The following is a 15,975-nucleotide window of genomic DNA, read 5'->3' as shown; positions in this document are numbered from 1 at the left end:
AAAAGCTGCTGTATTTATACTGATTTTTCTGAGTAAATAACAAAAAAAGCAGCCCTGTGAAGGGCTGCTTTTTTAATAGCTTTAGTTTCAAGAACTAGGCTATGAATGGGTCTACTATAGCCTGTACCTGTGCCATGGTCAGCGGCTCATCAAATGCCTCTGAAGCAGTAGCAGCAGTTATGTCCGGATCAGTATTAGTCATGATATCCACGCCTGCTTGTGTGGTGACGCCCTCGCCTTCATAAACAGACTGCGGAGCTCCGTGTGCCTGGGTTAAGGTGATCCAAGGCTTCAGGTTGCCATTGTCTGGTGTACTGCTCATGCCAGCGCGCATTAGGCGGATGTGCGCCGCGTGGCGGGCCTCTACAGAGTGAATCTGCAAGGCTGCCTGCAATACTGTGTCATTGCTTATTAAATTAGCAGCCTGCCCTTTATAAGCACGTACTCCAGTATCTTCTAGGGCCTGAGCTACTGTCAGAAACTTGGCGTAGTTGCTGAACGCATCTGCATACGGCCCGTTACCGGACCCATTGCCACCTGTGAGGTCAAAGTTAGGCATTGGGTTTGGTGTGGCGTTTAACTGAGTAATGGTTTGCTGCAGCAAGGTTACGTGGGCAATTTCATGGTCTCTTATTTTTGTAATGGCTCCCATAGGTGCTCCCGTCGGAATAAGCCCCGAACTATTCAATGCTGCTTTGTAAAATTCAGCCTCTAGGTGCTCAAGAGTAAGGGCAAACTGTAACACGCCTACCACGCCAGATGTGTTTTGACCATAGGCTTTCTTGAAAACAGAAGACAGGGCCAGTGGCACGGCGGCTAAAGCTACTTTGCTTCCAAAGCCCGACATGTGTTTGAAAACGCTGCGGCGGTTGTCTACGCGGTCATATATCTCTGGATCTACTTTGGCTATCTCTCTGAAAATGTTTAGAATATTCATAGGAATTAGATTTAGGGGAAAACTTAACTTATGGTAACTGACTGGTTATGGTGGTCGTGATGAACGGGTCTGCTGCTTGCAACACAGCAGAAGGCATCATGGCGGGGTCTAAACCTTGTGCGTTGGCAGAGTCAGAGAAAGTGCCGTTGCTGAGCATGTCTCTAATCCAGGCGGCATGACGGGCTTCAACAGATACTATTTTACCCGCTATTACCAAATAATCAGCGTTAGAGATCAAGTTCCCTGCGCCGTTGTAGGCAGAAACACCCAAGTCTTCAAACGTGCGGGCGGTGGTAAGCACAGAGTTTCGGTCGTTGAAGTTGACGGCAGAAAAATCTACCTGCAGGTCACCAATGGCATCTGAGCCCAGGGCAGCTTTGAAAAAATCGCGGTGTGCAATTTCATGGTCCCTAATGTCCTTCAGCAGGTTCGTCTCCATAGTAGACATATTGGCGTATGGAGTGGCAATTACTTTAGTATAAAAAGCCGCCTCCAGCTGCTCTAGCGCATAGGCAAAATTCAATATGCCGGTGTCATTATTGGTGAGCGTGGCGTTCATGTTGTTCATGCCGCCTTCGTCATCGTCGCCGCAGCCGGTAAGTAATACAGCAGTGGTTGCCATGCCTATGCCTGTATAACGAATGAAGTTCCGACGGTTCACCGGGTTCATTAAGTCTTCAAAGGCAACACGATTGGGGGTTTTGTTGTTTTTAATCATAAACGTTAATGGTTAAGTGGAACTCCTCGCCTCAGAAACTCTTCATTTCCTCTCAGCTTTTCTTCTTCAGCAGCAGCTGAATACTAGAAGAACAAGTCATTACCCATTATGTTTATGAAAAATTTAAAATAATTAATTTTTTATTGTACAAATCTTATTGATCAATCAACGCATAGATGTTTTACAGGTCACTACGTCTGTATTTTGTACATTTGAAAACAAGTGCCCGCTCTTTCTGGGCTGTTTTTCTTAAAATTGATGAAAAAGGGAATTGGGTTTTTACTGTGGTTACTTTGCTGGGCAAGCTTTTGTCAGGCTCAGGAACTTACTGTAGAATATGGCCCTACGGTCGTTCCCATTGACCAGTATTTCACTATTTCGCTTAAGTCATCACCAACACGGCCGGCCAAAGTAGAGGGATTTCCCGAGATTGAGGGGCTGCAAAAGAGTACACAGCGGCAGGTGAAGTCTACTTATACTACTGGCGGGGTTACTACAGTGGTTTTTACAATTACGCAGCAGTATGCCCCATTGCGTGAGGGAGAAATACCCATTAAACCTTTTACCCTTACCGTTGATGGTGCCACCGTAAACGCGCCGGCCGCTACTTTAAAAGTGGTAGCGTCACTTCCGCCTGGCCAGGTGCCTTTGGATTCTCTGCCCGCCACCGCTGGTCCTGCCAATACTCCTGAGTTTGTAGAAGTAAAGGAAAATGCCTTTCTGACGCTGCACTTGCCCAAAACCCAAGTGTATGCCGGTGAAGGAGTGCCCTTGTCGTTGTGGTTTTACGTGGCAGAAACTGATCTGAACCTGCTAGATTTTCATGAGTTTGAACCACAGATTCTAGAAATAATAAGGCAGTTGAAACAAGCCAGTGTGCTGGAGGAGGTGCTGGAGCAGCGGGAGATTCTACCCGAAAAGGTGAAGGTAGGGGAGAAAGACTTTACACGGTTTAAATTATATGAGGCCGTTCTATTTCCTATCACAGCCAAAGACCTGTTGTTCCCGCCGGTGAGCTTGCGCATGATCAAGTATAAACTTGCCAAAGACCCGAGCCTTTTGCGTCAGAACAGAATGCCGGAGTACAAAACGTATTCTACTCCTTCTAAAAGGGTGGCGGTTCGACCTCTGCCGCCGCACCCTTTGCGCGACCAGGTGGCGGTAGGTGTTTTCAGATTACGGGAACAGCTGTCAAAAAATGAAATTGCCCTGAACCAGAACCTGGTTTACCAAATGCGCATTGAGGGGGAGGGAAACATAAATGCGCTGCCTTTGCCACAGGGCATTGGCATTTCCAGCGAGCTGGAAATTTATCCGCCGGAAGTAAGGCAGGCTACCAGCTTCAGCCAAGGTAGGATTACAGGTTACAAGACGTTCCGGTATTTTATGGTGGGCCGGCAAGCTGGGGTTTATCCATTAAATGAACTCTTTCAATGGGTGTATTTTAACCCTGTAACTGCCCGCTATGATACCCTCAGGCCTAGTGTGACAGTGCGGGTGAGGGGGCAGGAAGATCAGAATTTATTTATAAGAGCTCAGGATGTGGGCAATTTTTACAGTATCATTGACACAGAAAGTAATCAGCTCATTGATTTAGACCAATTTAAGGAGGTTCAGCTTTACACCAATGTGGTGCTGGCGGTCATGGGGCTGGTTGCCTTGTTTATTTTCATCTATAAAGGAAATGAGTAACACGTACGGGTCCATATTCAGGATCACCACTTTTGGGGAATCGCACGGCACGGCCGTAGGCGTAATTGTTGACGGTTGCCCCGCCGGTTTGCCAATCACCGTAGAAGAGATTCAGGCTGCCTTAGACCGCCGCAGGCCAGGTCAGTCTAAAATCACTACTCCGCGCGACGAGAAGGACCAGGTGCAGATTTTATCGGGCATCTTCAATGGCCACACCCAAGGCACACCCATTGCCATGGCGGTTTTCAACAAAGACCAGGCGAGCCACGACTATTCGCACATTGAGAAAGCATTCAGGCCCTCACACGCAGACTATACCTACACAGCAAAATATGGCAGCCGTGACCATCGTGGCGGCGGGCGCAGTTCGGCTCGTGAAACCTTGGCCCGTGTGGCAGCAGGTGTCTTAGCGCAGAAATTTTTGGCCCAAAAAGGCATACAGGTGACCTCTTACGTGTCTCAGGTTGGTAATATTAATGCCCCGGCAGATTATTCTCAAATAGATCTAAGCCAGGTAGACAGCAACATAGTGCGTTGCCCTCACCCAGAAACGGCCGATGAAATGATCAAGCTGATTGAGGAGACCCGAGACAAATTAGATACTATTGGTGGAGTGGTTTCCTGTGTGGTGAAAGGTGTGCCCGCCGGCTTAGGTGAGCCTGTATTTGATAAGCTTCATGCAGAATTGGGCAAAGCCATGCTGAGCATTAACGCCGTGAAAGGTTTTGAGTACGGCAGTGGCTTTGAGGGAGTGAGCATGTACGGCTCTGAACACAATGATGTCTTCTACACCGATGAAGAAGGAAACGTGAAAACGCGTACAAACCATTCAGGAGGAATACAGGGTGGTATCTCCAACGGGCAGGATATTTATTTCAAAGTAGCCTTCAAGCCGGTTGCCACCATTCTGCAAACTCAAACCACCATTGACAAAGAAGGTCAGGAGATACAGCTGCAAGGCAAAGGCCGCCATGATCCATGTGTGTTGCCACGCGCCGTGCCTATTGTAGACGCCATGGCTGCACTGGTACTCGCTGACTTTGTATTGCGTCAGCGCACGAACCGGATAGACTAGCCTTCTTCTGTTTCTGGCCTATTTTTCTATAAGTAGGTCAGAAACAGGGTGGGGTGTAATTTAATTCCGAAAGAGTTTTACCTTTTGCACGCATTCCAGATACTCCCCCTTTGAAGGGGGCAAGGGGGATGTTTACACAAGCAGATCCACGCATTCCTGATCTTTCTCTTTTGCGGTCATCCTGAGCGCTAGCCGAAGGATCTAACGAAGACGCAGTTCTTCTACCGGCACTTTTACTCCCACTCCCGCTGTACCCTCTGCCGTTGTTGCGTGTTCTCACCAACAACTTAATGAGCTTTTGCTCCCATTGCCTCTCTTGCTGAACCTCTAGCTTTCTTTTCTCCCTGCTAAGGTTTGTCACTTTTCTCCTTGATGAGAAAAGTAACCAAAAGAATCAAGAAGCCCCTGACTCGCTGCCGCTCAGACAAAAGGGGCTTCAGTAAATTTACCACCTGGCCAGCGTGCGAAGTTCCATCGCCACGGTGGCTACTGCTAAATTGAACCTGCGTCTGGTGCTCTCGCTAAGCGCCTGCGTGCCCTTGGCACTGCGTTGCCCGCTCCCGCAGGAACCTCTAAGGAGGGTGTGGTATCTACTTTTGTATTTTCTAGACTCGTGACTCAGCACTCTAGACTCAGGATTCATTTAGGAGGGGTTGTTTTCCACGCATTTCTAAGTACGTTTTGGGGCTGATTTTCCAAAATCAGCAAACGTACTTTAATTGTTGTAGATATCTATTACAAAATAACAAGAACCCACACCAGAAACAGTACCGGCAGTAAGTATATCAACGAGTACTTGAACATGTACTGGAAGAACGGCGGCATTTTAACACCTGCCTGCTCGGCAATGGCTTTCACCATGAAATTAGGCCCGTTGCCAATATAAGTCATGGCGCCAAATAATACCGCTCCAATAGAAATGGCTTCCAGAATCAACAGGGTTTCTGGTGCCTGTGAAAGGCCTGCCGCAAAGTCTCTCACGTTTGCCACATTGGCGTAGTTAAGATCATATTTCGCCATACCCAATGAAAGGAAGTTGGCATAGGTAGGGGCATTGTCTAAGATACCAGAAAGCGAGCCGGTTACCCAGTAGAATACGGATGGCGTTAATTTAGCGGCAAACTCAGGCGATGAAGCCAGTTCAGCTGAAAGCTGCAGGGCCGGCATCATGGTGAAGAAAATACCAAAGAATAAGAACACCACTTCCATAATGGGGTCAAAGGAGAAGTGGTTACCGTTCAAGGCAGTGCGGCTGGCAAATTTAAAGCAAAGAATGGCGGCCGATAGCTGAATAACTTCCCGCACAAAAGATACTCTCACTCCGCCTTCCATCGGAATGTAAGGCAGCCACTCATAAGAAGAAGGGTTCAGGAAAGTGGCGCCAATAATCACCCCTAGCCAAACTAAGTTCCGCCTTCCAGTAAAATAGAATTCAGTTTTTGCCTCTACGCGCGCTTTCACGGCTGGATTAGGCACAAAACCTTCTTTATTAAGTCGGTCTTTGAAGAAGAAGATCGTGCAAAGGGAGCCTACCGCAAGAAGCCAAGGGGTGAACAGGTGTTGCAACGTCCAGAAAAAAGGAATCCCTTTTAAGAAACCAATGAACAGCGGTGGGTCACCAAGAGGGGTAAGCATGCCGCCGGCGTTACTCACTATGAAAATGAAGAAAACTATTTGGTAAGGCTTAATGCGGTGGTTGTTTAACCTGATAAAAGGTCTGATTAACAACAACGATGCACCAGTTGTACCAATAAAGTTGGCAAGCACAGCGCCCAAAAATAAAATGCCCACATTTATTAGAGGTGTGGCATTGGCATTGGCATTGATATAGATACCGCCAGCAGCTACATAAAGCGCACTTAATAAAATAGCGAAAGAAGCGTATTCAGCTAAAGTTTCGGCTGGCATGTGGGTGTCATGCAGTACAAACAGGTAATAGGCCAGTACCAGCAGGCCTAGCCCTACGGAAATAACTTTAAAGTTTTTGTGCCAGAAATGGGCAAAGAATATAGGGCCAGTGGCAATAAGGCCAATCAAAATCGCAAAAGGTGCAATCAGAAAACCAGGCACATCTGGTGGTGTAGCGGACAGCAAAACTGTGGCGTTAGGCATAAGAGCGTGGTGGTTTGTTTTTAATTAGTGGGGCAAAGGTACGGTTTCTGTGTTAAATGAGGGCCGTGTTTTGCCCATTTCTGCCCTATGCCTTTGATTGCGCAATGGGTAGTTCCCTATATGTAACTAACAGGTGTCAATTTTTCTGACTAATTTTGGAAACTTAAACGCTATGCTATAAGTTTTTACCTTAAACAGAGATAGCCATGACTGAAAATACAACCAAACCGGTTTCTGTGTACGCTGAGGCGAACCCAAATCCGGAATCAATGAAATTTGTTTTGAACTCCGTGTTGCTTGGAGAGGGAGGGAGTGTCGATTACCCTTCTGTGGAAAGCGCAGCGGAGTCTCCGTTTGCTCAGGAGCTGTTCAACTTTGACTATGTGTCAAGAGTGTTCATTGCCAGTAATTTTGTAACCGTTACTAAAAACACTCCTATTGCCTGGGCACAACTGATACCTGAGCTAAGAACGTTTATTAAATCATATGTAGAGGCTGGTGGCCCTATTTTCTTAGGTACGCCTACTACTTCAACGGCTGCTTCCGCTGCGGCAGAGGTACCGTCAGATCTTTCAGCCGAAGACACTGAAATTTCTCAGAAGGTAATTGACCTTCTGGAAAATTACGTGCGTCCGGCAGTAGAGCAAGACGGAGGTAACATTACTTTCCGTTCTTACAAAGATGGTGTGGTGACTGTAAATCTTCAGGGTTCTTGCAGCGGCTGCCCATCGGCTACCGTTACCCTGAAAGCTGGTATTGAAAACCTGCTTAAGCGCATGGTGCCTCAAGTGCAGGAAGTAGTAGCTGAGGGGGTAGTACTGTAAAGTTTACCATTCCTTAATAAAGTATTCTTCATGAAAATAGCCTCACCATTTATGGTGGGGCTATTTTTGTTTATAAGTCGATTAGAGGTACTGTTTTGAAGACCAGAAATCAGGGAAAGGCAAAAAGCATGATTGGCAAAGCAAGCAATAACCGCTGTTCTTGCTAATGCCTATTGAGATTTGGCAATGAGCTTGTAGAGTTACTAAGTAAAATGTCTTTATTTGTATTGTAGTTTCTGTATAGAGGCAGCCTCATCAAGTACTTAAAGTAACTGCTGCAGGATTTGCTATTGTATTAATTTTATGTAAATATTATATGATTAACATTATGAATAATATTTCTGCAAAATATAATTATTATAATGTAATTTAGATATTTTAATATTATAAATTGTGTTATTGCTTGATAAGTTAATAATTTTTAAACAAAGTTTGATTTAGCTACGATTACTTTAATTAAAAGTTTTTCTTTTTGAAAGAATGTTTGAAATTTGCAGAAAATCAGTATCCCCCACTGATAATCAATATCTTTAGTTTCTGAAAGAAAGATAGTAGTTGAAGGTAGATATGATGATCCTGTAAGAGAAGTATAGCTAGCTCCCCCAAGCTGAATTTGCTATATTCCTTTATGCTGTTCTTAGTCTGTTTTTGAAAAAATAGCCCCAAAAAGGGTTCTGTGTCATATTTTTGTTTTTGTACAAAAATTGTAATTAAGCATACTTATCACGTATGGGAGAGACATCTACTCACCACCCTTCTTTTGCTGCGCCTCGTGTTTCTCCTTCCTCTGCCAGGGCGGAGGGCTTTGCCGTTTCTACGGCTGGGCAACCCTCACCATCTGTTCATGCTACCCACGCGCCGCCGCCCAATCACCGACCGAGCTGCCGGCTTGCCGCGCCTGTGAAAGGTGTGGCAGCCGGGAAAGAAAATGCTCTTGGGAGTAGCATCAATAATCGTTTGCCCCGGGAACAGGAATTACCATCTTTTTTTGTAAATACTTTTTCTATGTCATATTTCAATATAAAGCACTTTTGTGAAAATTTAGTAAGGAAGAACATAAGGCAAATTGCTGTATTGGTGATTGCCTTCCTTCTTCTCTGTTCTGGCAAAGCTAATGCACAGCAGTATACTGCTGATTTTTCATCGGCTCCAACTTTTACTGAAAAGCTTTGGGATATCTGGTATGTTACTGCTGAAGTCACCTTGGGGGGGGATGTTTATCAGATCAAACATACAGGAAATGATTCGTGGCATTATGGGACTTCTGGAGGTAAGAATAACTCTGCCTCAATTAACCATGCACCTTATGGTACACAATTTGTCACTATACAACGAAAAGATACCCAACCCTTTAAATTTTACGGTGTATGGCTGAAATACATTAGCAATACTGGTTATCCAGCACCATACTTAAAAGTATCATATAATGGTTCTTCATTAAGCCCAGAGACGTATGGCTCTAGTCAAACGATTGAACTTGCGAAGGATGTTACGGTGACTTCTGTAACTTTAAACTTTAGTGGCCTGAATGGGCTCAATTTAGATAACTTGATTGTAGGGCCAGCTTCGGTTGCGCCTAATATTACTTTATCCCCAGCCTCACTTTCTTCTGGTACAGTAGGCAGCAATTATAATGCTACTATCACAGCTTCCGGTGGAACTGCGCCTTATATCTATACCAGAACGGCAGGAACCTTACCTACTGGTTTAAGCCTTTCTTCTTCCGGTACTCTTACCGGTACCCCAACTGCCAGTGGTACGTTTAACTTTACTGTTACGGCCTCTGACAACGTCGCATATACCGGTTCAAAAGCTTACTCGTTAACAATTGCGCCTCAACCTACAACAACAGTATCGTCTATAGCGCGGGCAAATCCATCGCCTACAAATGCCACCACGGTTAATTACACCGTCACCTTTGCGGCGGCGGTAACGGGTGTAGATGCCTCCGATTTTACATTAATAACAACCGGACCGGCATTTGGTACTATCGGCAGCGTGTCCGGCTCAGGTACTACCTATACGGTTTCAGTAAACAATGTTTCCGGTAACGGTACCCTGCGTTTAGATTTTACTGGTACTACCGGCGTTACTCCAAATGTAAATGCCACTTACACCTCAGGCGAGGTTTATACCATAGACAACACGGCGCCGGCCTCGCCAGTGGTAGTTGCTCCAGTAAATTCATCTCTTTCTAACAACAACAAGCCCACTTACTCTGGAACTGCAGAGCCAAACAGCTCAATAGTTATTGAGGTGTCTGGTACTGTAGTAGGAACTGTTACCGCCGATGCAGCCGGTAACTGGAGCCTCCTACAGCCATTTGCTCTTTCAGATGGGGATTGGAATGTGAAAGCATGGGCAAAAGATGTTCTAGGAAATACAAGTTCACAGAGTAACATAAACTATTTTAAAATAGACGCCACTACCCCTGCCGCCCCAACAGTTTCAGCCGTGGCAAACGGCACCGTGACGAATAACAACAATCCAACCTTCAGTGGAAAAGCGGAAGCCTTTACTACCGTCACCCTATATATAGATGGAGTAAGTAGAGGAACTGCCATCGTAGATGGCAGTGATAATTGGGTTGTCACACCTTCGGTATCATATACAGAAGGTAGTCACACAGTATATGCCACGGCAACTGATGCGGCAGGTAACATCAGCCCGGCAAGCAATACCAATACCTTTGTCTATGATGCAACAAGACCTTTAGTTACAAGCATCATTCGCCATAACCCAACCACCGCTACTACTAGCGCAGATATCCTAACCTTCAGGGTTACTTTCTCTGAAAAGGTAAATGGTGTAGATGCCAATGATTTTAGTGTAAGCGGCACCACGGCTAGTGTTACCAATGTAACGGCTGTTGCTACTGAAGGAAAGGCTTATGACATTGCAATCTCGGGTGGCAACCTGCCCGGCTATAATGGAACAGTTAGTTTGTCTTTGGCTAGCGGGCAAGATATTGCCGATGTGGCTGGTAACTTCTTAATCAACACCGCCCCAACAGGCAGCATCGAGACCTATACCTTAAGTAATGCCGGTCCAAATACAATATTGGTTAGTAAACCGGCTGAATTATCTAATTCCACCACCGCTACTTTTGGTTTAAGCAGTGACCAGGCCAACGTTACCTACGAGTTCAGCCTAAATGGTAGTGCCTATATAGGTACCTCCAATCCGTTGGTGCTTCATAATCTGGCAGAGGGCCAGCATACTGTTTTGGTACGCGCCAAAGATCTTTATAATAATGTAGATGCTACGCCAGCCGAACACACCTGGACCGTTGATGTAACCAAGCCTACGGTTGTATCTATTATCCGCCAGAACCCAACTACAGCCACCACCAATGCGTCTTCGGTAACTTTCAGGGTTACCTTCTCTGAGGATGTAACAGGTGTAACGCATGAGGACTTTAACGTAGCGGAAACAGGTACTATTGTCAGCTCATTGCAATCAGCAACAGCTGTAGCGCCGGGATCCAGTGTTTATGATGTTGTCGTAAATATCAATTCCGGTACCGGAACAGCCAAGTTAAATTTAAGAAGCGTGAATACCGGCGTTACTGATTTGGCAGGTAATGTAATTGTCGACGGAGGGTTTACCGGTGGTGAGGCCTATACCCTAGACCTTACTGCCCCGGTTATCTCTTCGGTGACCCTTCCGGCTGCGAACAAAACCTATACAGCCGGTGAGAACTTGGACTTCACTGTTTACTTCTCTGAGGATGTTACGGTGACCGGTACACCTTCCATTGCCATAACTATTGGAAATACTACCCGCTCTGCCACCTACGTTGCCGGAAGCAGTACCGCCACAGCCTTGTTGTTCCGCTATCAGGTGCAAGCCGGCGAAGTAGATACTGACGGTATTGCTTTTGAAACGCAAAAGACTATCGCTCTTAATGGCGGTACTCTGCAGGACTTAGCCGGTAATAATGCTACCCTCACGTTCACAACCAACTTTACCACTCCGGTGAAGGTAGATGCGGAAGTACCACAGGTTGCCTCAGTGAGTGTGCCAGCCTCAGGTATTTATAAAACTGATGATATCCTGAACTTCACAGTGAACTTCAGTGAAAACATTATTGTGACCGGAGATGCCACTACGTTGAAACTTCAGGTGGGAACAACGAATCCGGACCGGTTTGCCACCTTCGCAAACAAATCCGCCAACAGCATCACCTATCAATATAAAGTGTTGACAGGCGATATAGACAGCGATGGCATCAGCATAGAGGGCTTGGTTCTTAATGGAGCCACCATTCAAGACGCCGCTGGAAATAATGCCGACATTACCCTACAGAATGTGGGTAATACCGCTGGAGTAAACATTGATGCGGTGGCACCTACCATCACTTCAGTCGCGTTGCCTGCTGACAAGGTTTACAAAGCCGGTGATAACTTAGACTTCGTTTTCACTTTCAGTGAAAGCATGGCAGTAAACGGCGCCACCTCCACCTTGGCTCTGACCATTGGGGAGAACGCCAGAACAGCCAGTCATTTATCTACCGTTTCCAACAAGATTACCTACAGGTATACCGTTCAAGCCGGAGAGACAGACGCTGACGGAATAGGAGTGGGAACCATAGCGTTAAATACCGCCACCTTTAGGGACTGGGCCGGCAACAATGCAGACTTGACTTTTACCCCAGGCTCTACCGCTGGCATTCTGGTAGATGGCGTGGCCCCAACGCTGGTGTCAGTGACACAGCCAGCAGACGGAACTTATAAAGTTGGGGATAAGCTGCAAACCGTATTCACCTACTCCGAGCCGGTGGTAGTGACGGGAGACCAAATAGAATACCGCATAAGAATTGGCACTGCGAACATAAGGATGTTGCTGGAGAGCGGGAGCGGTACCAATTCCCTGGTGTTCAGCTACACCGTTCGGTCAGGAGATTTAGACACAGACGGTATTCAGGTGAACACGTCATTAACCATTGGATCTGCCACCGTGGCAGACCATGCCGGAAACTTATATGTTAGTGCTCTGTTCAGCGTGCCGTCTACCGCCGGAATTTTGGTGGATGGCGTGGCTCCTGCCGTGGCTTCTGTGGCCTATCCGGCAGACGGAGCCTACAAAGCTGGTCAAAACCTTGACTTCACCGTGACCTTCACCGAAGCGGTTGCCGTGACAGGTACTCCTTCGCTTGCGTTGACCATTGGCTCGGTTGCCAAAGAGGCCTCCTACATCAGCGGTTCCGGCTCTAACGGTTTGGTATTCCGTTATACCGTAGCCGATGGAGACCTGGACACTGACGGAAATATCCTGACGGGCCCAGCCATTGCTCTGAACGGTGGCACTATTACTGACCTTCCTGGAAATCAGGCAACGCTTACGTTGAACAATGTGGCTTCAGGAGTTAATGTAAAAGTAGACGCCGTGGTACCAGTGGCACCAGTCATTGCCGCGGTGAACACTGACACCGGGTTAAGCAACATGGATCGCATTACCTCTGACCAGACCCTTATTCTTTCCGGAACCGCGGAACCGAACAGCATAGTAAGCCTGTACCTGGGCGGAACTTTGTTGGGTACCGTAAACGCTGATGCCACCGGTAACTGGACATACGACCACAGCGCTGTGGTTCTGCCGGAGGGGGAGCATGTCTTCACCGCCGCCGCCACTGACGCCGCTCAGAACACCAGCGCCATGGGGGCCGACTTTAGGGTAACCATTGATATAACCAAACCGGTTGCTCCGGTAATTGCGGCCATCTCGGAAGACCGTGGCACTAGCAACACCGACGGCATCACCAATGACGCCACACTGATTCTTTCCGGAACCGCCGAGCCAAACGTCAGGGTTACCCTGTCTTTGGGCGGAAACGCACTGGCTTCTCCGGTCATGGCTGACAACAACGGAAACTGGATCTACGACTATACCGCTACCACTCTGATGGCCGGTACGCATAGCTTCACCGCCAATGCTACAGACGCTGCCGGTAACGTAAGCGAAGCTAGCAGTGCCTTTGCGGTCATGCTGGACCAAACGGCGCCAACGGTAACGGTTACCGCAGACCGGAGTTTGTCTACTAACTTGCCGTTTACTGCCACCTTCACGTTCAGTGAGGTAGTGGCCGGTTTTGAGATAGGAGACATAACCCTGGCAAATGCCAGCGCGGAGGATCTCCAGACAGCAGACAATATTACCTACACCGCTACCATCAGGCCAATAGCCGACGGCAATGTGACTGTACAGTTGACTGCCGGGGTGGTAACAGATGTGGCGGGCAACAGCAATAGTGCCTCTAACATCTTCTCTATCCTGTTTGACGGTGCCCGTCCGGAGATAGCGCTTTCCTCTACTGCGCCAGACTCTGTAAACGCGGCCTTTCAGGTGAAAGTAACGTTCAATGAAGACGTGACAGGTTTTGAGGCCGGTGACGTGACGGTGACCAACGGGTCGGTGAGCTCCTTAATAGCAGTGAACGCCCGTGAATATACGGTTACCGTAATGCCTGCCGCTGATGGCGTGGTTACGGTATCTATTCTGGAAAACGTAGCCTTAGATGCCTCTGGTAACCCCAACCTGGCCACTACTGCCTCGCTGAGCCGAATCTATGACATCACCAGACCAACGGTAGCCTTGCAAAGCGCGGCGGTTGCCGGTGATTCGGTAAAAGCACCGTTTGCTGTGACGTTCCGGTTCTCTGAGCCGGTGGAGGGCTTTACCCTGGCAGACATAAGCGTTGTAAAAGGAACCGCGGGGACACTTGCCCAGGTAGGAACCACGCAAACAGAGTTCACCGCTACTATTACCCCTGCCGTTGACGGAGCGGTAAATGTGTCGGTGGCGGAGAACAGGATAGTAGATGGGGCCGGTAACGGAAACACCGCCTCCAACACCATCAGCCGCATGTTTGACGGAACCGCCCCTACCGTTGTGCTTTCCAGCGCGGCGGTGGCCGGGGACTCAGTGCGGGCTCCGTTTATGGTGACGTTCCAGTTCTCCGAGCCGGTTGGCGGCTTCGAGCTGGCCGACATCACGGTGACCAACGGCTCCGCCGGGGCCCTGACCCAGGTAGGCACGAACCAGACCGAGTACACCGCCACCATCACGCCAACAGCCGACGGCTTAGTGAGCGTGTCGGTGGGCGCGAACACGGTGATAGACCGGGCGGACAACCCGAACACTGCCTCTAACGTGGTATCCAGGATGTTTGACGCTACCCGCCCTGCGGTGGCGCTGACCACTCCGGCCGCCAACTCAACCAACGCTCCGTTCACGGTGACCTTCACGTTCAGTGAGCCGGTAAGCGGGTTCACGGTAGGCGAAGTTACCCTGACCAATGCCTCTGCCTCTGATTTTACTAAAGTAAGTGGCAGCGTTTACACCGCGCTTATCACGCCTGCTGCCCAGGGTGAAGTAACCGTTTCAGTGCCGGCTAATGTGGCCCAGGACGGTGCGGGTAACCAAAGCACTGCTTCGGCCGAGTTGAACCGGATATTTGACAGCATTGCGCCAGCTGGCTACGGAATAGCCTTTGTGCAGACCATGGTGGACTTCAATAACCAAACCGCAGTTACTCTGAAAGTAACCGGTGCTGAGGCAGGAGCTGATTACCACTACAGCATTACCAGCGCAGGCGGCGGAACGCCGGTAACGGGAGGTGCTGCGGCACCTGGTGCTGCCTTTGATATAACAGGGATAAACGTTTCTGACTTGGGTGACGGCCAGCTGACGGTGACCTTCTTCCAGACTGACGCGGCCACGAACAGAGGTGCCGACGTGACGGCGCAGGTGATGAAATATACCCGCGACATCATGGCGATCACCCCTCCGGCCACGCTCCGCCCCGCCATCAGGACCACATTCGCGCAGCTTCCGCTGCCGACCACGGTGGAGGTGACTTACACGGACAACAGCAGGGAATTTATCCCTGTGACATGGGCGGAAGGCAACTACAACGGACTGGTAGCTGGTTCGTACGAGCTCAGCGGTACCCTGACTCTCAGCTCAGGTACTACCAACCTGAATAATATGGTTCCAAAGATCGCGGTGGAGGTTCAGCCTAACAAAGCACCTACTGACATAGTGTTGAGCAAATCTGCATTCAAGCCAAACATTGGCCCTGACGAGGCAATCGGAACCTTCAACACTACCGACGAGGATGACCCGATCAACGGCGAGCCTGAAAACCAGCACATGTACGAGCTGGTGAGCGGCACGGGCAGCGCCGACAACGGCCTGTTCGTGATAGATGGGAACCAGCTGTTCCTGAAGTCCAACAGAGGGTTGTCAGGAAGAACCAGCTTCTCCATCAGGGTTAGAACTATAGACCCTTACGGCAACACCTTCGAGAAGTCCTTCAACCTGACTAAGGAAGGGTACAGTGCTGAGCGCATCAAGCTGGTGAACGCCTTCACCCCGAACGGTGACGGTGTGAACGACACCTGGGAGGTGCCTGAGCTCAGATTCTACAACAACGTGGAGGTGCAGGTGTTCGACCGCTCCGGCGTGAGGCTGTTCCACACCACCAACCCTGAGCAGGGCTGGGATGGACGCAACCAGCACGGCCAGGTAGTGTCAGGAGCATACCTGTACATCATCGAGGTGAAAGATAAAGGTTTGGTGCAAAAAGGAACGGTAACTGTCCTAAAGAAATAAT

8 protein-coding genes are annotated in these 15,975 nt (G+C 48.5%); 4 read left to right on the top strand and 4 right to left on the bottom strand.

Annotated features, from left to right (window positions below):
- Positions 1-94 precede the first annotated feature (94 nt).
- Together A8O23_RS04790 and A8O23_RS04785 are read right to left on the bottom strand one after the other, a co-directional pair.
- Complete coding sequence (locus A8O23_RS04790; protein WP_066617452.1) at positions 95-937, bottom strand: ferritin-like domain-containing protein; 843 nt, start codon at positions 935-937, stop codon at positions 95-97.
- Positions 938-965: 28 nt separating this feature from the next.
- Positions 966-1,655 (bottom strand): ferritin-like domain-containing protein, encoded by a 690-nt coding sequence (locus A8O23_RS04785; protein WP_066617450.1) that lies wholly within the window; start codon positions 1,653-1,655, stop codon positions 966-968.
- Positions 1,656-1,913: 258 nt separating this feature from the next.
- On the opposite strand from A8O23_RS04785, the gene A8O23_RS04780 reads away from it, so the two are divergent.
- Positions 1,914-3,347 (top strand): BatD family protein, encoded by a 1,434-nt coding sequence (locus A8O23_RS04780; RefSeq protein WP_066617447.1) that lies wholly within the window; start codon positions 1,914-1,916, stop codon positions 3,345-3,347.
- Positions 3,340-4,422, top strand: a complete 1,083-nt coding sequence (gene aroC, locus A8O23_RS04775) for a chorismate synthase (protein WP_066617442.1) — start codon at positions 3,340-3,342, stop codon at positions 4,420-4,422. Before A8O23_RS04780 ends, aroC begins: the two co-directional genes overlap by 8 nt.
- Positions 4,423-4,867: 445 nt before the next feature.
- Here the strand turns inward: aroC and A8O23_RS21400 are convergent, their stop codons facing one another.
- Entirely contained in the window at positions 4,868-5,065 is a 198-nt protein-coding gene (locus A8O23_RS21400; RefSeq protein ID WP_153042075.1) for a hypothetical protein, read from the bottom strand.
- A gap of 92 nt (positions 5,066-5,157) precedes the next feature.
- Positions 5,158-6,534, bottom strand: coding sequence for a sodium:proton antiporter (locus A8O23_RS04765; protein WP_066617438.1), 1,377 nt, complete (start codon positions 6,532-6,534; stop codon positions 5,158-5,160).
- A gap of 206 nt (positions 6,535-6,740) precedes the next feature.
- Between A8O23_RS04765 and A8O23_RS04760 the strand changes: the two genes are divergently transcribed.
- Both A8O23_RS04760 and A8O23_RS04755 read left to right on the top strand, forming a co-directional pair.
- Positions 6,741-7,358 carry a NifU family protein gene (locus A8O23_RS04760; RefSeq protein WP_066617435.1) on the top strand — a complete coding sequence of 206 codons (618 nt, stop codon included), beginning with the start codon at positions 6,741-6,743 and terminating at the stop codon, positions 7,356-7,358.
- A gap of 729 nt (positions 7,359-8,087) precedes the next feature.
- The gene (locus A8O23_RS04755; RefSeq protein ID WP_066617431.1) at positions 8,088-15,974 is read left to right on the top strand and encodes an Ig-like domain-containing protein; all 7,887 of its coding nucleotides are present in this window, start codon (positions 8,088-8,090) and stop codon (positions 15,972-15,974) included.
- Position 15,975: the final 1 nt, after the last annotated feature.

This window comes from Rufibacter roseus, from assembly GCF_001647285.1.
GTDB lineage: Bacteria > Bacteroidota > Bacteroidia > Cytophagales > Hymenobacteraceae > Nibribacter > Nibribacter roseus.
The sequence above is the reverse complement of the archived record's forward strand: the minus strand, read 5'-3'. Positions and strand labels throughout refer to the sequence as shown.

Excerpts from the sequence above, each read along its gene's own strand:
- A8O23_RS04790 (WP_066617452.1), bottom strand. The coding sequence starts at position 937 with ATGAATATTCTAAACATTTTCAGAGAGATAGCCAAAGTAGATCCAGAG.
- A8O23_RS04755 (WP_066617431.1), top strand. The coding sequence starts at position 8,088 with ATGGGAGAGACATCTACTCACCACCCTTCTTTTGCTGCGCCTCGTGTT.
- A8O23_RS21400 (WP_153042075.1), bottom strand. The coding sequence starts at position 5,065 with ATGAATCCTGAGTCTAGAGTGCTGAGTCACGAGTCTAGAAAATACAAA.
- A8O23_RS04760 (WP_066617435.1), top strand. The coding sequence starts at position 6,741 with ATGACTGAAAATACAACCAAACCGGTTTCTGTGTACGCTGAGGCGAAC.
- A8O23_RS04785 (WP_066617450.1), bottom strand. The coding sequence starts at position 1,655 with ATGATTAAAAACAACAAAACCCCCAATCGTGTTGCCTTTGAAGACTTA.
- A8O23_RS04780 (WP_066617447.1), top strand. The coding sequence starts at position 1,914 with ATGAAAAAGGGAATTGGGTTTTTACTGTGGTTACTTTGCTGGGCAAGC.
- A8O23_RS04765 (WP_066617438.1), bottom strand. The coding sequence starts at position 6,534 with ATGCCTAACGCCACAGTTTTGCTGTCCGCTACACCACCAGATGTGCCT.
- aroC (WP_066617442.1), top strand. The coding sequence starts at position 3,340 with ATGAGTAACACGTACGGGTCCATATTCAGGATCACCACTTTTGGGGAA.